This is a genomic window from Tatumella citrea (assembly GCF_002163585.1).
Classification (GTDB): Bacteria; Pseudomonadota; Gammaproteobacteria; order Enterobacterales; family Enterobacteriaceae; genus Tatumella; species Tatumella citrea.
In genome coordinates this window covers 3,496,736-3,511,602 of record NZ_CP015579.1, presented here as the reverse complement: position 1 = coordinate 3,511,602, position 14,867 = coordinate 3,496,736, and the positions used below count along the sequence as shown (strand labels likewise).

Annotated in this window: 15 protein-coding genes and 1 other annotated feature; of the genes, 11 read left to right on the top strand and 4 right to left on the bottom strand. The window is 49.9% G+C overall.

The window, feature by feature from the left end; genetic code table 11:
• Positions 1–80 precede the first annotated feature (80 nt).
• A complete protein-coding gene (gene sltY / locus A7K98_RS16665) occupies positions 81–2,027 on the top strand; it encodes a murein transglycosylase (RefSeq protein WP_407703087.1) in 1,947 nt (648 codons plus the stop codon).
• A 44-nt stretch (positions 2,028–2,071) separates the two neighbouring features.
• Entirely contained in the window at positions 2,072–2,389 is a 318-nt protein-coding gene (gene trpR, locus A7K98_RS16660; RefSeq protein ID WP_087489568.1) for a trp operon repressor, read from the top strand.
• Here the strand turns inward: trpR and yjjX are convergent.
• Positions 2,365–2,901, bottom strand: a complete 537-nt coding sequence (gene yjjX / locus A7K98_RS16655) for an inosine/xanthosine triphosphatase (protein WP_087489567.1) — start codon at positions 2,899–2,901, stop codon at positions 2,365–2,367. The two genes, trpR and yjjX, sit on opposite strands and share 25 nt — an antisense overlap.
• A gap of 57 nt (positions 2,902–2,958) precedes the next feature.
• Between yjjX and gpmB the strand changes: the two genes are divergently transcribed.
• Positions 2,959–3,606 carry a 2,3-diphosphoglycerate-dependent phosphoglycerate mutase GpmB gene (gpmB, locus tag A7K98_RS16650; protein WP_087489566.1) on the top strand — a complete coding sequence of 216 codons (648 nt, stop codon included), beginning with the start codon at positions 2,959–2,961 and terminating at the stop codon, positions 3,604–3,606.
• Positions 3,607–3,649: 43 nt separating this feature from the next.
• Here the strand turns inward: gpmB and robA are convergent, their stop codons facing one another.
• Positions 3,650–4,534, bottom strand: a complete 885-nt coding sequence (gene robA / locus A7K98_RS16645) for an MDR efflux pump AcrAB transcriptional activator RobA (protein ID WP_087489565.1) — start codon at positions 4,532–4,534, stop codon at positions 3,650–3,652.
• Between the two features lie 207 nt (positions 4,535–4,741).
• On the opposite strand from robA, the gene creA reads away from it, so the two are divergent.
• The gene (gene creA / locus A7K98_RS16640; RefSeq protein WP_087489564.1) at positions 4,742–5,230 is read left to right on the top strand and encodes a protein CreA; all 489 of its coding nucleotides are present in this window, start codon (positions 4,742–4,744) and stop codon (positions 5,228–5,230) included.
• 77 nt (positions 5,231–5,307) lie between these two features.
• Here creA and arcA read toward each other — a convergent pair whose 3' ends face one another.
• Entirely contained in the window at positions 5,308–6,027 is a 720-nt protein-coding gene (gene arcA, locus A7K98_RS16635) for a two-component system response regulator ArcA (RefSeq protein WP_087489563.1), read from the bottom strand.
• 559 nt (positions 6,028–6,586) lie between these two features.
• On the opposite strand from arcA, the gene A7K98_RS16630 reads away from it, so the two are divergent.
• From A7K98_RS16630 to A7K98_RS16605, 6 genes are all read left to right on the top strand, one after another.
• A complete protein-coding gene (locus A7K98_RS16630; protein WP_087489562.1) occupies positions 6,587–7,273 on the top strand; it encodes a tRNA/rRNA methyltransferase in 687 nt (228 codons plus the stop codon).
• Between the two features lie 202 nt (positions 7,274–7,475).
• Positions 7,476–7,547, top strand: a complete 72-nt coding sequence (gene thrL / locus A7K98_RS16625) for a thr operon leader peptide (RefSeq protein ID WP_072055937.1) — start codon at positions 7,476–7,478, stop codon at positions 7,545–7,547.
• Positions 7,483–7,605: a sequence feature (Thr leader region), on the top strand. Its footprint overlaps the gene before it by 65 nt.
• A gap of 26 nt (positions 7,606–7,631) precedes the next feature.
• The gene (gene thrA / locus A7K98_RS16620; RefSeq protein ID WP_087489561.1) at positions 7,632–10,094 is read left to right on the top strand and encodes a bifunctional aspartate kinase/homoserine dehydrogenase I; all 2,463 of its coding nucleotides are present in this window, start codon (positions 7,632–7,634) and stop codon (positions 10,092–10,094) included.
• Positions 10,095–10,096: 2 nt separating this feature from the next.
• On the top strand, positions 10,097–11,026 hold the full coding sequence (gene thrB, locus A7K98_RS16615) for a homoserine kinase (protein WP_087489560.1): 930 nt from the start codon (positions 10,097–10,099) through the stop codon (positions 11,024–11,026).
• Between the two features lie 3 nt (positions 11,027–11,029).
• The gene (gene thrC / locus A7K98_RS16610; protein ID WP_087489559.1) at positions 11,030–12,322 is read left to right on the top strand and encodes a threonine synthase; all 1,293 of its coding nucleotides are present in this window, start codon (positions 11,030–11,032) and stop codon (positions 12,320–12,322) included.
• A gap of 76 nt (positions 12,323–12,398) precedes the next feature.
• Positions 12,399–12,803 (top strand): YybH family protein, encoded by a 405-nt coding sequence (locus tag A7K98_RS16605; protein ID WP_087489558.1) that lies wholly within the window; start codon positions 12,399–12,401, stop codon positions 12,801–12,803.
• A gap of 54 nt (positions 12,804–12,857) precedes the next feature.
• Here the strand turns inward: A7K98_RS16605 and yaaA are convergent, their stop codons facing one another.
• A complete protein-coding gene (gene yaaA / locus A7K98_RS16600; RefSeq protein WP_087489557.1) occupies positions 12,858–13,637 on the bottom strand; it encodes a peroxide stress protein YaaA in 780 nt (259 codons plus the stop codon).
• Between the two features lie 261 nt (positions 13,638–13,898).
• Here yaaA and tal point away from each other — a divergent pair, with 261 nt between their 5' ends.
• Complete coding sequence (gene tal, locus A7K98_RS16595; protein ID WP_087489556.1) at positions 13,899–14,852, top strand: transaldolase; 954 nt, start codon at positions 13,899–13,901, stop codon at positions 14,850–14,852.
• Positions 14,853–14,867: the final 15 nt, after the last annotated feature.

Genomic DNA, 14,867 nt, shown 5'->3' with positions numbered 1-14,867 from the left:
GACTGAGTAAATTTTTGGCAGATGATAGTAAGTCATCATTTAACCCGCTAGCATGGAAGACTGTCAGCGGGTCTGCTGATATGTGCCGGGGAAAAGAGGAGAAGCATGTGATTAATTGGAAGCATTGGGTATTGGGTCTCTGTCTGACAGGGGTTGCCGGTCTCAGTCAGGCAGACTCGTTGGATCAACAGCGTCTGCGATACCAGCAAATTAAGCAGGCCTGGGATAACAATCAAATGGATGTTGTGGCGCAGATGATGCCGTCACTGAAAGATTACCCGCTTTATCCTTACCTTGAATACCGGCTACTGTCCCAGGATTTGAATCAGGAAACCTCTCTGGCAATTACCAATTTTGCCAACCAGTACCCGACATTGCCTTCCGCCCGCAGTCTGAAAAACCGCTTTATCAATGAACTGGCAAGACGCCAGGACTGGCAGGGCTTATTAAGCTTCAGTCCAACCCGTCCGGCACCGGTACAGGCACAATGTAACTGGTATTACGCCAACTGGGCGACCGGCAACCGGCAACTGGCCTGGGAAGGCGCGAAAAAATTATGGCTGACCGGGGCCAACTTACCCGACAGTTGCGATGCACTGTTTACTGCCTGGCAGTCATCGGCACAATTCAGTCCGCAGGCTGTTTTACAGCGTGTGATCCTGGCCTTTAAAGAGGGGAATGATTCGCTGGTGCGTCATTTGATCACCATGCTGCCGGTAAATTATGCAACCGTTGCCACAGCCCTTTCGACGCTGGGACAAAACCCGCAGACGGTCAGCAGTTTTGCCACTACGGTGGCCCCCGGGGATTTCAGTCGGCAGATAACCCTGATTGCTTTCAGCCGGCTGGCACGACAGGATGCCGAAAATGCCCGCTCACTGATCCCGGTGCTGGTGGCGGCCCAGAAAATGTCTGATTCTGAAGCTCAGGCCATGAAAGAGTCAGTGGCCTGGCAATTTATGGGCAGCGATGTGACGACGGAACAGATGCGCTGGCGGGATGCTGTTGTGATGGACAGTGATTCTACGTCACTCATCGAGCGACGTATCCGCCAGGCGATTTCGGATAATGATCACCGGGGCCTGAATACCTGGATCGCCCGGTTACCTGTCGAGGCTAAACAAAAGGATGAGTGGCAATACTGGCAGGCGTGTCTGTTACTGGAGCAGGGCCGTAAACAGGAAGGCGATGAACTTCTCAGCCAGCTGACACAGAAACGTGGTTTCTATCCTATGGTTGCGGCCCAAAAACTGGGTGTACCTTATAAACTGACGATTGATCCGGCACCTGCACCGACCGCCGCAGTTGCCAGCGGCGCAGAGATTAGCCGTGTCAGAGAACTGATGTACTGGGGAATGGATAATCTGGCCCGAAGTGAATGGGCTAACCTTATCAGCAGCAAACCCCTGGAACAACAGAAGATGCTGGCTCGCTATGCCAGCGAGCAGGACTGGTGGGATCTGAGTGTTCAGGCCACCATTACCGCCAAAATGTGGGACAGCCTGAAGGAGCGTTTCCCGCTGGCTTGGCAGCAGTACTATCAACAATATTCTGCCGGGAAAGCCATCCCGGTGAGTTATGCGATGGCCATTTCGCGACAGGAAAGTGCATGGAACCCAAAAATTCGCTCGCCGGTCGGTGCCAGCGGGCTAATGCAGGTAATGCCCGCGACTGCGGCGCATACTGTCAAAATGTTCCCGATCAGTAATTACGTGAACAGTAGCCAGCTGTTAGATCCGCAGATGAATATCCAGATCGGGATGCAGTATCTGGATTACGTGTACCGTCAGTTTGACGATAACCGTATTTTCTCTTCTGCGGCCTATAATGCTGGTCCTGGCAGAGTCAGGAAGTGGCTGGCAGTGAGTGGGGGTAAGCTGGATGCTGTCGGGTTTATTGAAACCATTCCTTTTGCCGAAACACGTAACTATGTGAAAAATGTGCTGGCTTATGATGCCTACTATCGTTATTTCATGGGACAGCCGGGCAAACTGTTACAGGATACAGAGTGGAATCGCCGCTACTGAGTATGCTATGCTTCTGTACTCATCAATGAGTACGGAAGCCGTCTATGTTGCCCACTGCCAATGCAGAAGAAAATTTTGAGTTTAACTGGCCTCGTGTTGTCAGCTTACTGAAGCAGGCAGTGGACGATCAGCAGACAGAGGCGTTACTGCAACTGATGATGACTCCGGATGAACGGGAAGCGTTGGCGACCCGGTTAAGAATTATTGAAGAACTGATGCGTGGTGAACTGAGCCAACGGCAGTTAAAAGATCAACTGGGCGTTGGAATTGCCACCATTACCCGGGGTTCTAACAGCCTCAAGGAGTCACCGGCTGTATTTCGTCAATGGCTGGAACATCAGCTGTCGCTGAGTGGTGACTGATTGTAGTAAGGGTGCAGCAACGGGCATAGCGCCAGCAATAAAGCCTGATGATAAACGGAGGTCCGGGTCAGCCGGCCTTCAGTCAGTGCTCCAATCGCTCCCCCTTTTTGTTTGATATTATCGATGCCGGTCAGTTGTGCCATCACATCTCCGAGCTCCCGCCCCTGATGGAGTTGTTCAGAGACTGCCGCGGGTAATAAGAAACTGGCAGAACGCGATTCACCCCGCTGTGAAGCATTTTCTATCACCATCCAGGCGAATGCCTGCTGACCGTCAATACCGGCTTCAATCGCTACCCAGAAATCTGCTTCGGGCTGACGATGACGGGCATTAGCAACGCGCTGACGGGCACCTTTAAGCGTTTCTTCATCACTCATCGGTTGCGCTGAAACACCGCTGTCAGTTTCTGAACCCGAAATCTGGCATTGGCCGGCACCAAAAACATCTTCGAATGCCTGTAGGATAGCGCTGATTTTTGCCGGGTTGCTGGTAGCGGCGACAACATGGTACATAATAGTTAAACTCTCAGGGCAGATGGTTGCACTGACTCAGTATAATGGATAGGTAACATGCTACAAGTCTTTCTGGTTCGTCATGGTGAAACCCTGTGGAATACCGAACGTCGTCTGCAGGGACAAAGCGATAGCCCATTAACCGTACAAGGAGAGCAACAGGCAAAGCAGGTGGGAGAGCGGCTTCAGTCTTATGGTATCACGCATATCATCAGCAGTGATTTAGGCCGGACCCGCCAGACTGCGGAAATTATTGCGCAGTATTGCCAGTGCCCGATAGTGACCGACAGTCGGTTACGGGAATTGAATATGGGAATACTGGAAACCCGTCGTCTGAGCGAGTTGTCTGCTGAAGAAGAAGGCTGGCGTAAGTCGTTAGTGGATGGCACTGAAAATGGGCGGATCCCCGGCGGGGAAAGTATGACTGAACTGGCCGGCCGTATGCATCAGGCGCTGGATGCCTGTCGTGAGTTACCGTCTGGCAGTCGCCCGGTGTTGGTCAGCCATGGTATGGCTTTGGGAACGTTAATCAGTACTTTGCTGGGGTTACCGGCTTTTGCTGAGCGGCGCTTGCGGCTACGTAACTGCTCGCTTTCCAGAGTGGATTATCAGCACAGTGAATGGCTGGCTAATGGCTGGGTGGTGGAAACTGCCGGAGATGTGGCTCATTTAACGGCTGACGCTCTGGATGAACTACAGCGTTAAATAACATACCCCGGATTCTGTGAATCCCGGGGTATGTTAGTGGTCAGGCAACGCGTCGGGCTTCGTTGCGAATAGGGATCAAATATTCGCAGGTCAGTTCTGCGGTATTTTCTTTGGTCAGTTTGCCACCCGGGGTATAGAAGCGTTCAATATCCTGTCCGGCACGTCGGGTCAGCCCAAGGGTTGGCATACAGGTGCTGTACAATACCAGGATAAAGTCCTGGAGTTGTTCTTTAGGACCTTTGTAGCTGAACTGAACGTATTCACCACCTTCCAGAATGATCTTCTGTGCTGATTGCAGGCTCTGCCCTGAATCGTTTTCGGTGACTGCAGTGGTGTAAAGAATTTCCTGCTCGTCTTCTTTATCTGCACTACTTTTCACCTGATGCAGTCCATATAAAATATGCGGCGCATCGGTATCGTGCAGGAACTGGCGCCAAAAATGGCCGCGCATTTCCGCACGATAAACAGAAATCTGTTCCAGAGTACAATTGTAGCTTTGAGTTTGCCCCATCAGCGTGGTTTCCGGCAACGTGACATACGTTGGCTGAGGCATAGAAAACTCGCCCATACGAATTGGTGGACGTAACCCAAAGGAATTCCAGTCAGAGGCACGGCGATAACCAGCAGGTGTCTGATTGAACTGTTTTTTAAATGCACGGGTGAACGTTTGCTGAGAATCAAACCGGTATTGCAGCGCAATATCCAGAATTGGGCGACTGGTAAGTCTCAGTGCAACAGCAGCTTTAGACAGGCGTCTGGCCCGGATATAAGCGCCAATAGCATGACCTGTTACGTTCTTAAACATCCGCTGTAAATGCCATTTGGAGTATCCGGCCTTAAAGGCAACATTATCCAGAGATAAGGGTTGGTCCAGATGGCTCTCCAGCCAGACAAGCAAATCGCGAATGATACCAGCTTGGTCCATATTACATCCTCACAGTCCTGGTTGGCATAATTGATCAGGCAACCTTCATAAAGCTAAGAGTAGCATTAAATGCAAAAAAAACAGGAAAGGGCGCAAATATACCGTTTCCTGTTGTTACAATAATTCAGTGCGACAAAGGAACACTTGAAGGTATCAATAGTAACCTTATATTGATTATTCAGTAATCACCTAATAAGCGGTAACTTAATGAAAATCAAAAAACTACAGTTTTTTATCAACAAATTTGCGGCAGCCGGCTGTGTACTTTTTGCTCTTAATGGCATGGTACATGCTGAGGAAATTGGCTCTGTAGATACCGTTTTTAAATTACTTGGTCCGGATCACAAGATTGTAATCGAAGCCTTTGATGATCCAGATGTTAAAAATGTTACATGTTATATCAGCCGGGCTAAAACCGGAGGTATAAAAGGCGGACTGGGTCTGGCTGAAGATACGGCAGATGCCGCCATTTCCTGTCAGCAGGTCGGACCGGTAACTATTCCTGACAACCTGAAACCAGGGGAGTCAGACGTGGTATTTAAAAAACGTACCTCGTTGATATTTAAGAAACTTCAGGTTGTTCGTTTTTATGACAAAACACGGAATACACTGGTATATCTGAGCTATTCTGACAAACTGGTCGATGGTTCGCCAAAAAATGCGATCAGCGCTGTCCCAATCATGCCATGGCACTAAGGGTGTCGCACAAAATGTAAAAAAGCCCGCCGGTCATCAGACCGACGGGCAGCGTAAAACAGTCCGCATCCGGGAAGTTAGTTATCTTCTAACTCACCGCAAAAACGATAACCTTCACCGTGGATCGTAGCGATGATCTCCGGGGTATCACTGTTTGACTCGAAATGCTTACGAATACGACGGATGGTCACATCCACCGTACGATCGTGAGGTTTCAGATCTCTGCCGGTCATTTTCTTCAGCAAGTCAGCGCGGGTCTGAATTTTTCCCGGATTCTCACAGAAGTGCAGCATGGCACGGAATTCACTACGTGGCAGTTTGTACTGCTCGCCTTGCGGGCTGACCAGAGAACGGCTGTTAATATCCAGTGTCCAGCCGTTAAACTGGTAATTTTCCACATGCTTACGTTCTTCACTGCTGACCGCCAGATTCATGGTACGGGACAGCAGGTTACGTGCACGAATGGTCAGTTCACGTGGATTAAACGGTTTGGTGATGTAATCATCCGCACCGATCTCCAGCCCAAGAATCTTGTCGACTTCATTGTCACGCCCTGTCAGGAACATCAGCGCTACGCTTGCCTGTTCGCGGAGCTCGCGAGCCAGCAGCAGGCCGTTTTTACCTGGCAGGTTGATATCCATTATCACCAGATTGACATCATTGTCAGTCAATAACTGGTGCATTTCAGCACCATCAGAGGCTTCGAATACGATGTATCCTTCAGCTTCGAAAATACTCTTTAAAGTATTTCGGGTTACTAGCTCGTCTTCGACGATAAGAATTTGCGGGGTCTGCATGGTTCGCTACCTAAAATTTGCCATCAAAATTGATACAAGGCATACAGTGCTGATGTCTGAGATATCGGTCGACGTATAATGAGTCTGCATTGCCAATTTACGACGTTTTGTTCTTGATGCATCACAGATTAATGTCACTGACGAATTTCAACGTAAATACAGTTGGACTGTATGCGCCTAAACTGGTCTTTATGCGCTTCATCCTAACCTCTTTAACAGCGGGCTAACAGCACCAACAACATTCAGGAAGCAAATAAAAACGCTTCGTTGACTTATATCAAAACTGAGTGTAGCACGTTAACACTTGTGTGAAAAATATCTCTTTTTTATTCTCCTTATAGGAGAAATCGCTAAATTATGCCGTAGCACGTGCCAGGTACTCACAGTAAACTCGCTGATTTTTTAATTTAACATATTGTAATTTAATGATAAAAAAATAATTTTCCGGTTTTTTTTGTTGATTTCATGTTCTGTCTGGCATTTAACTGGTTAAAATTTCTTATGAAACCAGACAAAATAGCCAGTACTGAGTTGTTTAGTGCATTGTTTAGGTGATGATATGTCATTCCCGATTATTTTAGTTTCTCCGGCGCGTGCCGAAAATGTAGGGGCGGCAGCCCGGGCGATGAAAACCATGGGTTTTAGTGAGCTGCGTATCGTCAACAGCAGTGTCTGGCAGGAGGCCGCCGCGTATCGGGTGGCTCATGGGGCTACCGACATACTGGATAATGTGCACCAGTACCCTGATTTGGCAGCCGCGCTGGCCGATGTAGATTTTTCAATTGCCACTACTGCCCGTAGCCGTGCCCGTTATCATTATTATGCAACGCCTCAGCAGGCTGAAGCATTGTTGAAAGAAAAGCAGCAGTGGCTGAACCGGCTGGCATTGATTTTTGGTTGTGAGGAAAGCGGTCTGACCAACGAGGAGCTGGCGCTGGCCGATGTGCTGACAGGAATTCCTATGGCGGTTGACTATCCGTCATTAAATCTGGGGCAGGCGGTAATGGTACTGTGTTATCAGTTTTCTTCACTGATGCAGGTAAAGGCAGAGGCTCAACCGGTGGCAGATCCACAACAACTGCGGGCACTGCGTCTTAGAACTCATCAGTTACTTGAGCGTTTGTCGGTCAGCGATGACCTGAAAATGGCCGACTGGCTGGATCAGCGGCTCGGGTTGCTGGAGCAGAGAGACAGTGCAATGCTGCATCGTTTACTGCATGATATCGAAAAAAAGCTTGCAGAGTGATCTGCTGATAAATTGATATTTTATGGTGTCCGGTCAGGAATATTGTGCCGCAGAGCATATAGATTAGTTGTTTTTGACCAAGTGAACAGAATCAATGCGTAGTAGTCTTGTTAAGCAGAAAATGACAAATTGATTGACTTATCGGGCGGTTTGTTTTACTTCTGAGAGCAGACAGTTTAGATAAAAGACAGACAGACATTAAATGCGAAATCACAGCCTGAACATTACTATTATTACCACCATCACCATTACCACAGGTAACGGTGCGGGCTGACGCATAACAGGAAAAAACGAAAAAGCCCGCTCCCTAATCAGGTGCGGGCTTTTTTTTCGGCATAAATTCAGGAGTTATTGACCCATGCGAGTGTTGAAATTTGGCGGAACCTCGGTCGCAAATGCAGAACGTTTTCTGCGTGTTGTCGACATACTGGAAAATTATGCACAGCAGGAACAGGTTGCGACAGTCCTCTCCGCTCCGGCAAAAATTACCAACCACTTAGTTGCACTTATCGAAAAAACTATCTCCGGGCAGGACGCCTCAGCCAATCTGAATGATGCCCGCCAGATATTTGACCAGTTACTGCAGGGGCTGGCTGAAGCGCAGCCTGGCTTCGGTTTGCAGGCAATGACTCAGTTTGTCGATAACGAATTTGCCCGGTTACAGGAAATTATCCTCGGGATTAACCTGCTGGGACAATGCCCTGACAGCGTGAATGCAGCGGTGATCTGCACCGGTGAAAAGCTGTCCATTGCCATTATGCAGGCACTGTTGCAGGCCCGTGGTCACCAGGTCACAGTTATTGATCCGGTCGAGAAGCTGCTGGCTGTAGGCGGCTATCTGGAATCTACCGTTGATATTACTGAATCGACCCGGCGGATTGCTGCCAGTCAGATTCCACCAAAAAATTATGTACTGATGGCTGGTTTTACTGCCGGAAATGAGCAGGGCGAACTGGTGGCGTTGGGACGCAATGGTTCAGACTATTCAGCAGCAGTGCTGGCTGCATGTTTGCGTGCCAGCTGTTGCGAAATCTGGACAGATGTTGACGGTGTTTATACCTGTGACCCTCGTCAGGTGCCGGATGCGCGTCTGCTTAAATCGATGTCCTATCAGGAGGCCATGGAGCTCTCCTATTTTGGTGCCAAAGTACTTCATCCGCGCACCATTACCCCGATTGCCCAGTTCCAGATCCCTTGCCTGATTAAAAACACTGCTAATCCGTCAGCACCAGGTACCCTGATTGCCGCAGGGCAGGGTGAAGATTCGACTCCGGTGAAAGGCATCACCAACCTGAATAACATGGCCATGTTTAATGTTTCCGGACCGGGAATGAAAGGCATGGTTGGTATGGCTGCCAGAGTGTTTGCCGTGATGTCGCGCAAAGGGATTTCGGTAGTTCTGATTACCCAGTCTTCTTCTGAATACAGTATCAGTTTCTGTGTGCCGCAAAATGAAGCCCTGTCTACCCGCCGTGCTCTGGAGGATGAGTTCTATCTGGAGCTGAAAGACGGCTTGCTTGACCCGCTGGAAGTTATCGAAAGCCTGGCCATCATTTCTGTAGTGGGTGACGGAATGCGCACTCTGCGGGGGATTTCGGCAAAATTCTTCTCAGCACTCGCCAGGGCCAACATTAACATTGTCGCTATTGCTCAGGGCTCGTCAGAACGCTCTATCTCGGTGGTGGTCAGCAATGATGAAGCAACTACCGGTGTGCGGGTCGTCCATCAGATGCTGTTTGCCACTGATCAGGTCATTGAGGTGTTTGTAGTGGGTACCGGCGGAGTCGGTGCGGCATTACTTAACCAGTTACACCGTCAGCAATCCTGGCTGAAAAACAAACATATTGATTTACGGGTGTGTGGTATTGCCAACTCAAAAGCATTACTGACCAACGTTCATGGTATTAATCTGGACCAATGGCAGGATCAGCTTTCCCGGGCAACTGATGAGTTTTCCCTCGAACGCCTGACTCGTCTGGTTAAAGAATATCACCTGCTGAACCCGGTGATTGTTGACTGTACTTCCAGTCAGCAATTGGCCGACCAGTACGCTGATTTTCTGAGTGAAGGCTTCCATGTGGTGACGCCGAACAAAAAAGCGAACACCTCCTCATGGGAGTATTATCAGCAGATTCGGGCAGCAGCAGAGAAAACACGGCGTAAATTCCTGTATGACACTAACGTGGGTGCAGGGCTGCCGGTGATTGAGAATCTTCAGAACCTGCTCAATGCCGGTGATGAGCTGCTTAAATTCAACGGCATCCTGTCTGGCTCTCTGTCGTATATTTTTGGCATGCTGGATGATGGTGTATCGCTGTCAGAAGCGACCACCAAAGCCCGCGAGCTGGGCTTTACCGAACCTGACCCACGGGATGATTTGTCGGGGATGGATGTCGCGCGAAAACTGCTGATTCTGGCCCGTGAAGCAGGAATGGCGCTGGAACTCAGTGATATTGAGATTGAAGCCGTACTGCCGGAAAGATTGTTATCGCTGGCCGACGCGGATGAGTTTATGCAGCAACTGCCGTCACTGGATGCAGAGTTCTCGGCGCGGGCAGCTAAAGCCCGTGATGAAGGTAAAGTGTTACGTTTCGTCGGTGCCATTGATGAACAGGGCAAGTGTAGCGTGAAAATTGCGGCAGTGGATGGCAATGATCCGTTGTTTAAAGTGAAGAATGGTGAGAATGCACTGGCATTCTACAGCCGTTATTATCAGCCTCTGCCTCTGGTGCTTCGGGGGTACGGAGCCGGTAACGATGTTACAGCGGCCGGGGTGTTTGCTGATTTATTGAGAACTCTGACGTGGAAGCTGGGAGTCTGATCATGGTAAAAGTTTATGCACCCGCCTCTATCGGGAATGTCAGTGTCGGGTTTGATGTGCTGGGCGCGGCGGTTTCGCCGGTTGACGGCACATTGCTGGGCGATTGTGTCACTGTTGAGACAGCGGAATCTTTTAGTCTCGAAAACCGTGGCAGTTTTGTGTCAAAACTCCCGGCAGATCCAAAAGAGAATATTGTTTATCAGTGCTGGGAGCGTTTTTGCCAGGAAATTGGCCATGAAATTCCGGTCAGAATGGTGCTGGAAAAGAATATGCCGATTGGTTCCGGGCTGGGTTCCAGTGCCTGTTCGGTGGTCGCCGGACTGATGGCGATGAATGAGTTCTGTGATCGGCCTCTGGATGATGACCGGTTACTGGCTCTGATGGGCGAACTGGAAGGCCGGGTTTCCGGTAGCGTACATTTTGATAACGTTGCTCCCTGCTTTCTGGGAGGAATCCAGCTGATGCTGGAAGCGAATGGTATTACCTGTCAGCCAGTGCCGGGCTTCGATGAATGGTACTGGGTGATGGCCTATCCAGGGATTAAAGTGTCCACCGCTGAGGCCAGAGCAATTTTACCGGCGAGTTACAGTAAAGCCGACTGTATTACCCACGGGCGGATGCTTTCAGGATTTATTCATGCCTGTCATACCCGCCAGCCACAATTGGCTGCCAGCCTGATGAAAGATGTCATCGCTGAGCCATACCGTACCGAATTACTGCCAGGCTTTGCGCAAGCACGGCAGGCCGTGACCGAACTCGGAGCGCTGGCCTGTGGTATTTCCGGTTCCGGACCGACACTGTTTGCGGTCTGTGATACACCGGAGGTGGCTGAGCAGGCTAAAGCATGGCTGCAGCAGCACTATCTGCAGAACGATGAAGGCTTCGTACATATTTGCCGTCTTGATACGACGGGCGCACGTAAACTGGGATAAGCGATGAAATTATATAATCTGAAAGATCATAACGAGCAGGTCAGTTTCACTCAGGCCGTAAAACAGGGTCTGGGTTCACAACAAGGGCTGTTCTTCCCGAATGAACTGCCAGAGTTTGAACTGACTGAAATTGATCAACTGCTGGAGCTGGACTTTGTCAGTCGCAGCAGCAAAATTTTGTCAGCATTTATCGGTGATGAGATCCCTGAAGCAGAACTGGCTGCACGGGTAAAAGCGGCATTTGCTTTCCCGGCACCGGTTCAACCCGTCTCAGCAGATATCGCTTGCCTGGAGCTGTTCCACGGTCCTACGCTGGCATTCAAAGACTTCGGCGGCCGGTTTATGGCGCAGATGCTGGCACTGAGCAGTAATAAAGATGAAAAAATCACTATCCTGACAGCAACCTCCGGAGATACCGGTGCTGCCGTGGCTCATGCATTTTATGGCATGGAAAATATCCGGGTAGTTATTCTCTATCCTCAGGGCAAAATCAGTCCGCTACAGGAAAAACTGTTCTGTACTCTGGGTGGAAATATTCAGACCATCGCTGTAGACGGCGATTTTGATGCCTGTCAGGCACTGGTGAAACAGGCATTTGATGATCAGGCACTGAAACAGGCGATTGGCCTTAACTCGGCGAACTCCATCAATATCAGCCGTTTGCTGGCTCAGGTTTGCTATTACTTTGAAGCAGTAGCTCAGTTGCCTCAGGAAAAACGTAACCAGCTGGTGATTTCAGTACCGAGCGGGAACTTTGGTGATTTAACCGCCGGATTACTGGCGAAGAGCCTTGGACTGCCGGTTAAACGTTTTATTGCCGCGACCAATGCCAATGACACCGTTCCTCGTTTCCTGAGCAGCGGTGAGTGGGCACCGAATAAAACCGTTGCGACGCTTTCTAATGCCATGGACGTCAGCCAGCCGAATAACTGGCCACGTGTTGAAGAGCTATTCCGTCGTAAAACCTGGCAACTGAATGAACTGGCCTACGGTGCACTGAGCGATGAGCAGACACGCACGGCGATGCGTGAACTGGCTGCTGAGGGTTATATCTCAGAACCGCATGCTGCGATTGCCTGGAGTATGCTGCGTGACCAGTTACGTGACGGCGAGTATGGATTATTCCTGGGTACTGCGCATCCGGCGAAATTCAAAGAGAGCGTGGACGAGATTCTGCAGAAAGATCTGCCGTTACCGGCTGAATTAGCGGAACGTGCCGACCTGCCTCTGCTGTCTGATAACTTGCCGGCAGATTTTGCGGTTTTAAAAGAGTATCTGCTGACCAAACGTATCTGATCCTTCCTGTCATAACTCACCTGCAGGCGCTGCCTGCAGGTTTTCTGTTTTCCCCTTCCAGCCAGCCGGAGCTCTGATGACCACACACCCTGTTCGACAGATCATCGAAGATTGTGACCGTGCTATTTCTGCCGGTGACTTTGATGCAGTGATGGAGTACTACACCGAAGATGCGGCGTTGGTGATTAAACCAGGCATGATTGCCCGTGGAAAAGCCGATATCCGTAAAGCCTTTGGGCTGATTTCTGACTATTTTCAGGGGCAGTTGCAGGTCACTCAGGGCGATATGCAGGTAATTGAAGGGGGCGGGGATGTGCTGGTCATAATGGAAAGCCGGCTAAAATTTCCCGGGCCGCAGGGGGAACCCGTTGAGATAAACCGTCGTGCGACCTATGTTTTTCGGAAAGAGCCGGACGGGCGCTGGTTGTGCAGTATCGATAATTCGTACGGCACGGACCTGCTGAATACAGAAACAGTCTGAATTGCTCAGTGACTGCCGTCGTTGCTGAGTGCCAACCACGACGGCTTACTGTGATCAGGCAGTTTGCTCGTGGCGTTTAAACACCAGTTCCTGCCCGTCGCTGGCAGCACCGTCAAAAAAGTAGCCTTCACTGTCGAAACCGGTCAGCTGTTCCGGAGTCGTCAGCCGGTTCCGGATAATGTAACGGCTCATCAGTCCACGGGCTTTCTTCGCATAGAAGCTGATGACTTTAAATTTGCCGTTTTTCTCATCGAGGAATACGGGTTTAATAATTTTTCCGGCCAGCTGTTTTGGTTTAACCGCTTTAAAATACTCATCAGACGCCAGATTAATCAGAACATCATCGCCCTGTTCTGCCAGAGCTTCATTCAATACTTTGGTCAGCCGGTCTCCCCAGAAGCTGTAGAGATCTTTGCCTTGCGGATTGGCCAGTTTGATCCCCATTTCCAGCCGGTAGGGTTGCATCAAATCAAGCGGGCGAAGCACGCCATATAATCCTGACAGCATACGCAGGTGTTGCTGAGCGAAGTCAAAATCATCGTCACTCAGGCTCTCGGCCGCCAGCCCTGTATAGACATCGCCTTTAAAGGCCAGAATGGCCTGACGGGCATTGTCCGGAGTGAAATCTGCCTGCCAGTCATTAAAGCGCTCAGCATTAAGATGGGCCAGTTTATCGCTGATGCTCATCAGTGAGGCAACCTGTGCCGGAGAGAGCTGACGTGCAATATCAATTAACTGTTGAGAATATTTTAACAGTGCTGGTTGGGTGTATTTTTGGGTTGCCAGCGGGCTTTCATAATCCAGCGTTTTGGCCGGAGAGATAACCATCAACATCTTTTTTTCCTCATAACTGGCCCGCGCGGGCTCACTGTTTTACCGGCAGTGTAACAAAAAAGTTGCACGGATAGATCAATCGTTGTCATTCATCCGGGCTATGGTGTAAGGCAGATGGCCGGGAAAACCGGGGGCGAATGCCTGTGTTGTACAATGCGATTTCGTGATTGTTTAGCCGGGCTGGTCTTGCACCTCAGGAAGTGCGTGATATTATCCGGAGAGGCTTTTTTACCCTGACAGTTCAACAGAAGAGAAGCAAACATGACGGACAAACTTACCTCACTGCGCAAGTTAACCACAGTCGTTGCCGATACGGGTGACATTGCAGCAATGAAACTGTACAAACCACAGGATGCAACCACTAACCCTTCACTGATCCTCAATGCTGCACAGATCCCTGAATATCGTAAGCTGATTGATGAAGCTATCGAATGGGCACGTAAGCAGAGCAACGATAAAGATCAGCAGATTGCTTTCGCCTCTGACAAGCTGGCCGTAAATATCGGCCTGGAAATCCTGAAGTTAATCCCTGGCCGTATCTCTACCGAAGTTGATGCTCGTCTTTCTTATGACACCGAAGCCAGCATCGCTAAGGCACACAGCCTGATTAAACTGTATAACGATGCTGGTATCAGCAATGACCGTATTCTGATCAAACTGGCCTCTACCTGGCAGGGGATTCGTGCGGCAGAACGTCTGGAAAAAGAAGGTATCAACTGTAACCTGACTCTGCTGTTCTCTTTTGCTCAGGCGCGTGCCTGTGCTGAAGCGGGTGTATTCCTGATTTCTCCGTTTGTCGGCCGTATCCTTGACTGGTACAAAGCTAACACCGACAAAAAAGAGTACGCACCGCATGAAGATCCGGGTGTGGTTTCTGTGGCTGAAATCTACAGCTACTACAAGCAACACGGTTATGAAACTGTCGTCATGGGCGCAAGTTTCCGTAACACCGGCGAAATTCTGGAACTGGCTGGTTGCGACCGTCTGACCATTTCTCCGGGACTGCTGAAAGAGCTGTCAGAAACTGACGGTGAAGTTGAGCGTAAGCTGAGCTACAGCGGTGAAGTGAAAGCCCGTCCGGAAAAAATGTCAGAAGCCGAGTTCCTGTGGGATCACAACCAGGATCCAATGGCCATTGATAAACTGGCTCAGGGTATTCGTAACTTTGCTCTGGACCAGGGCAAACTGGAAAAAATGATTGCAGATTTACTGTAATTAACCAGCCCGCAG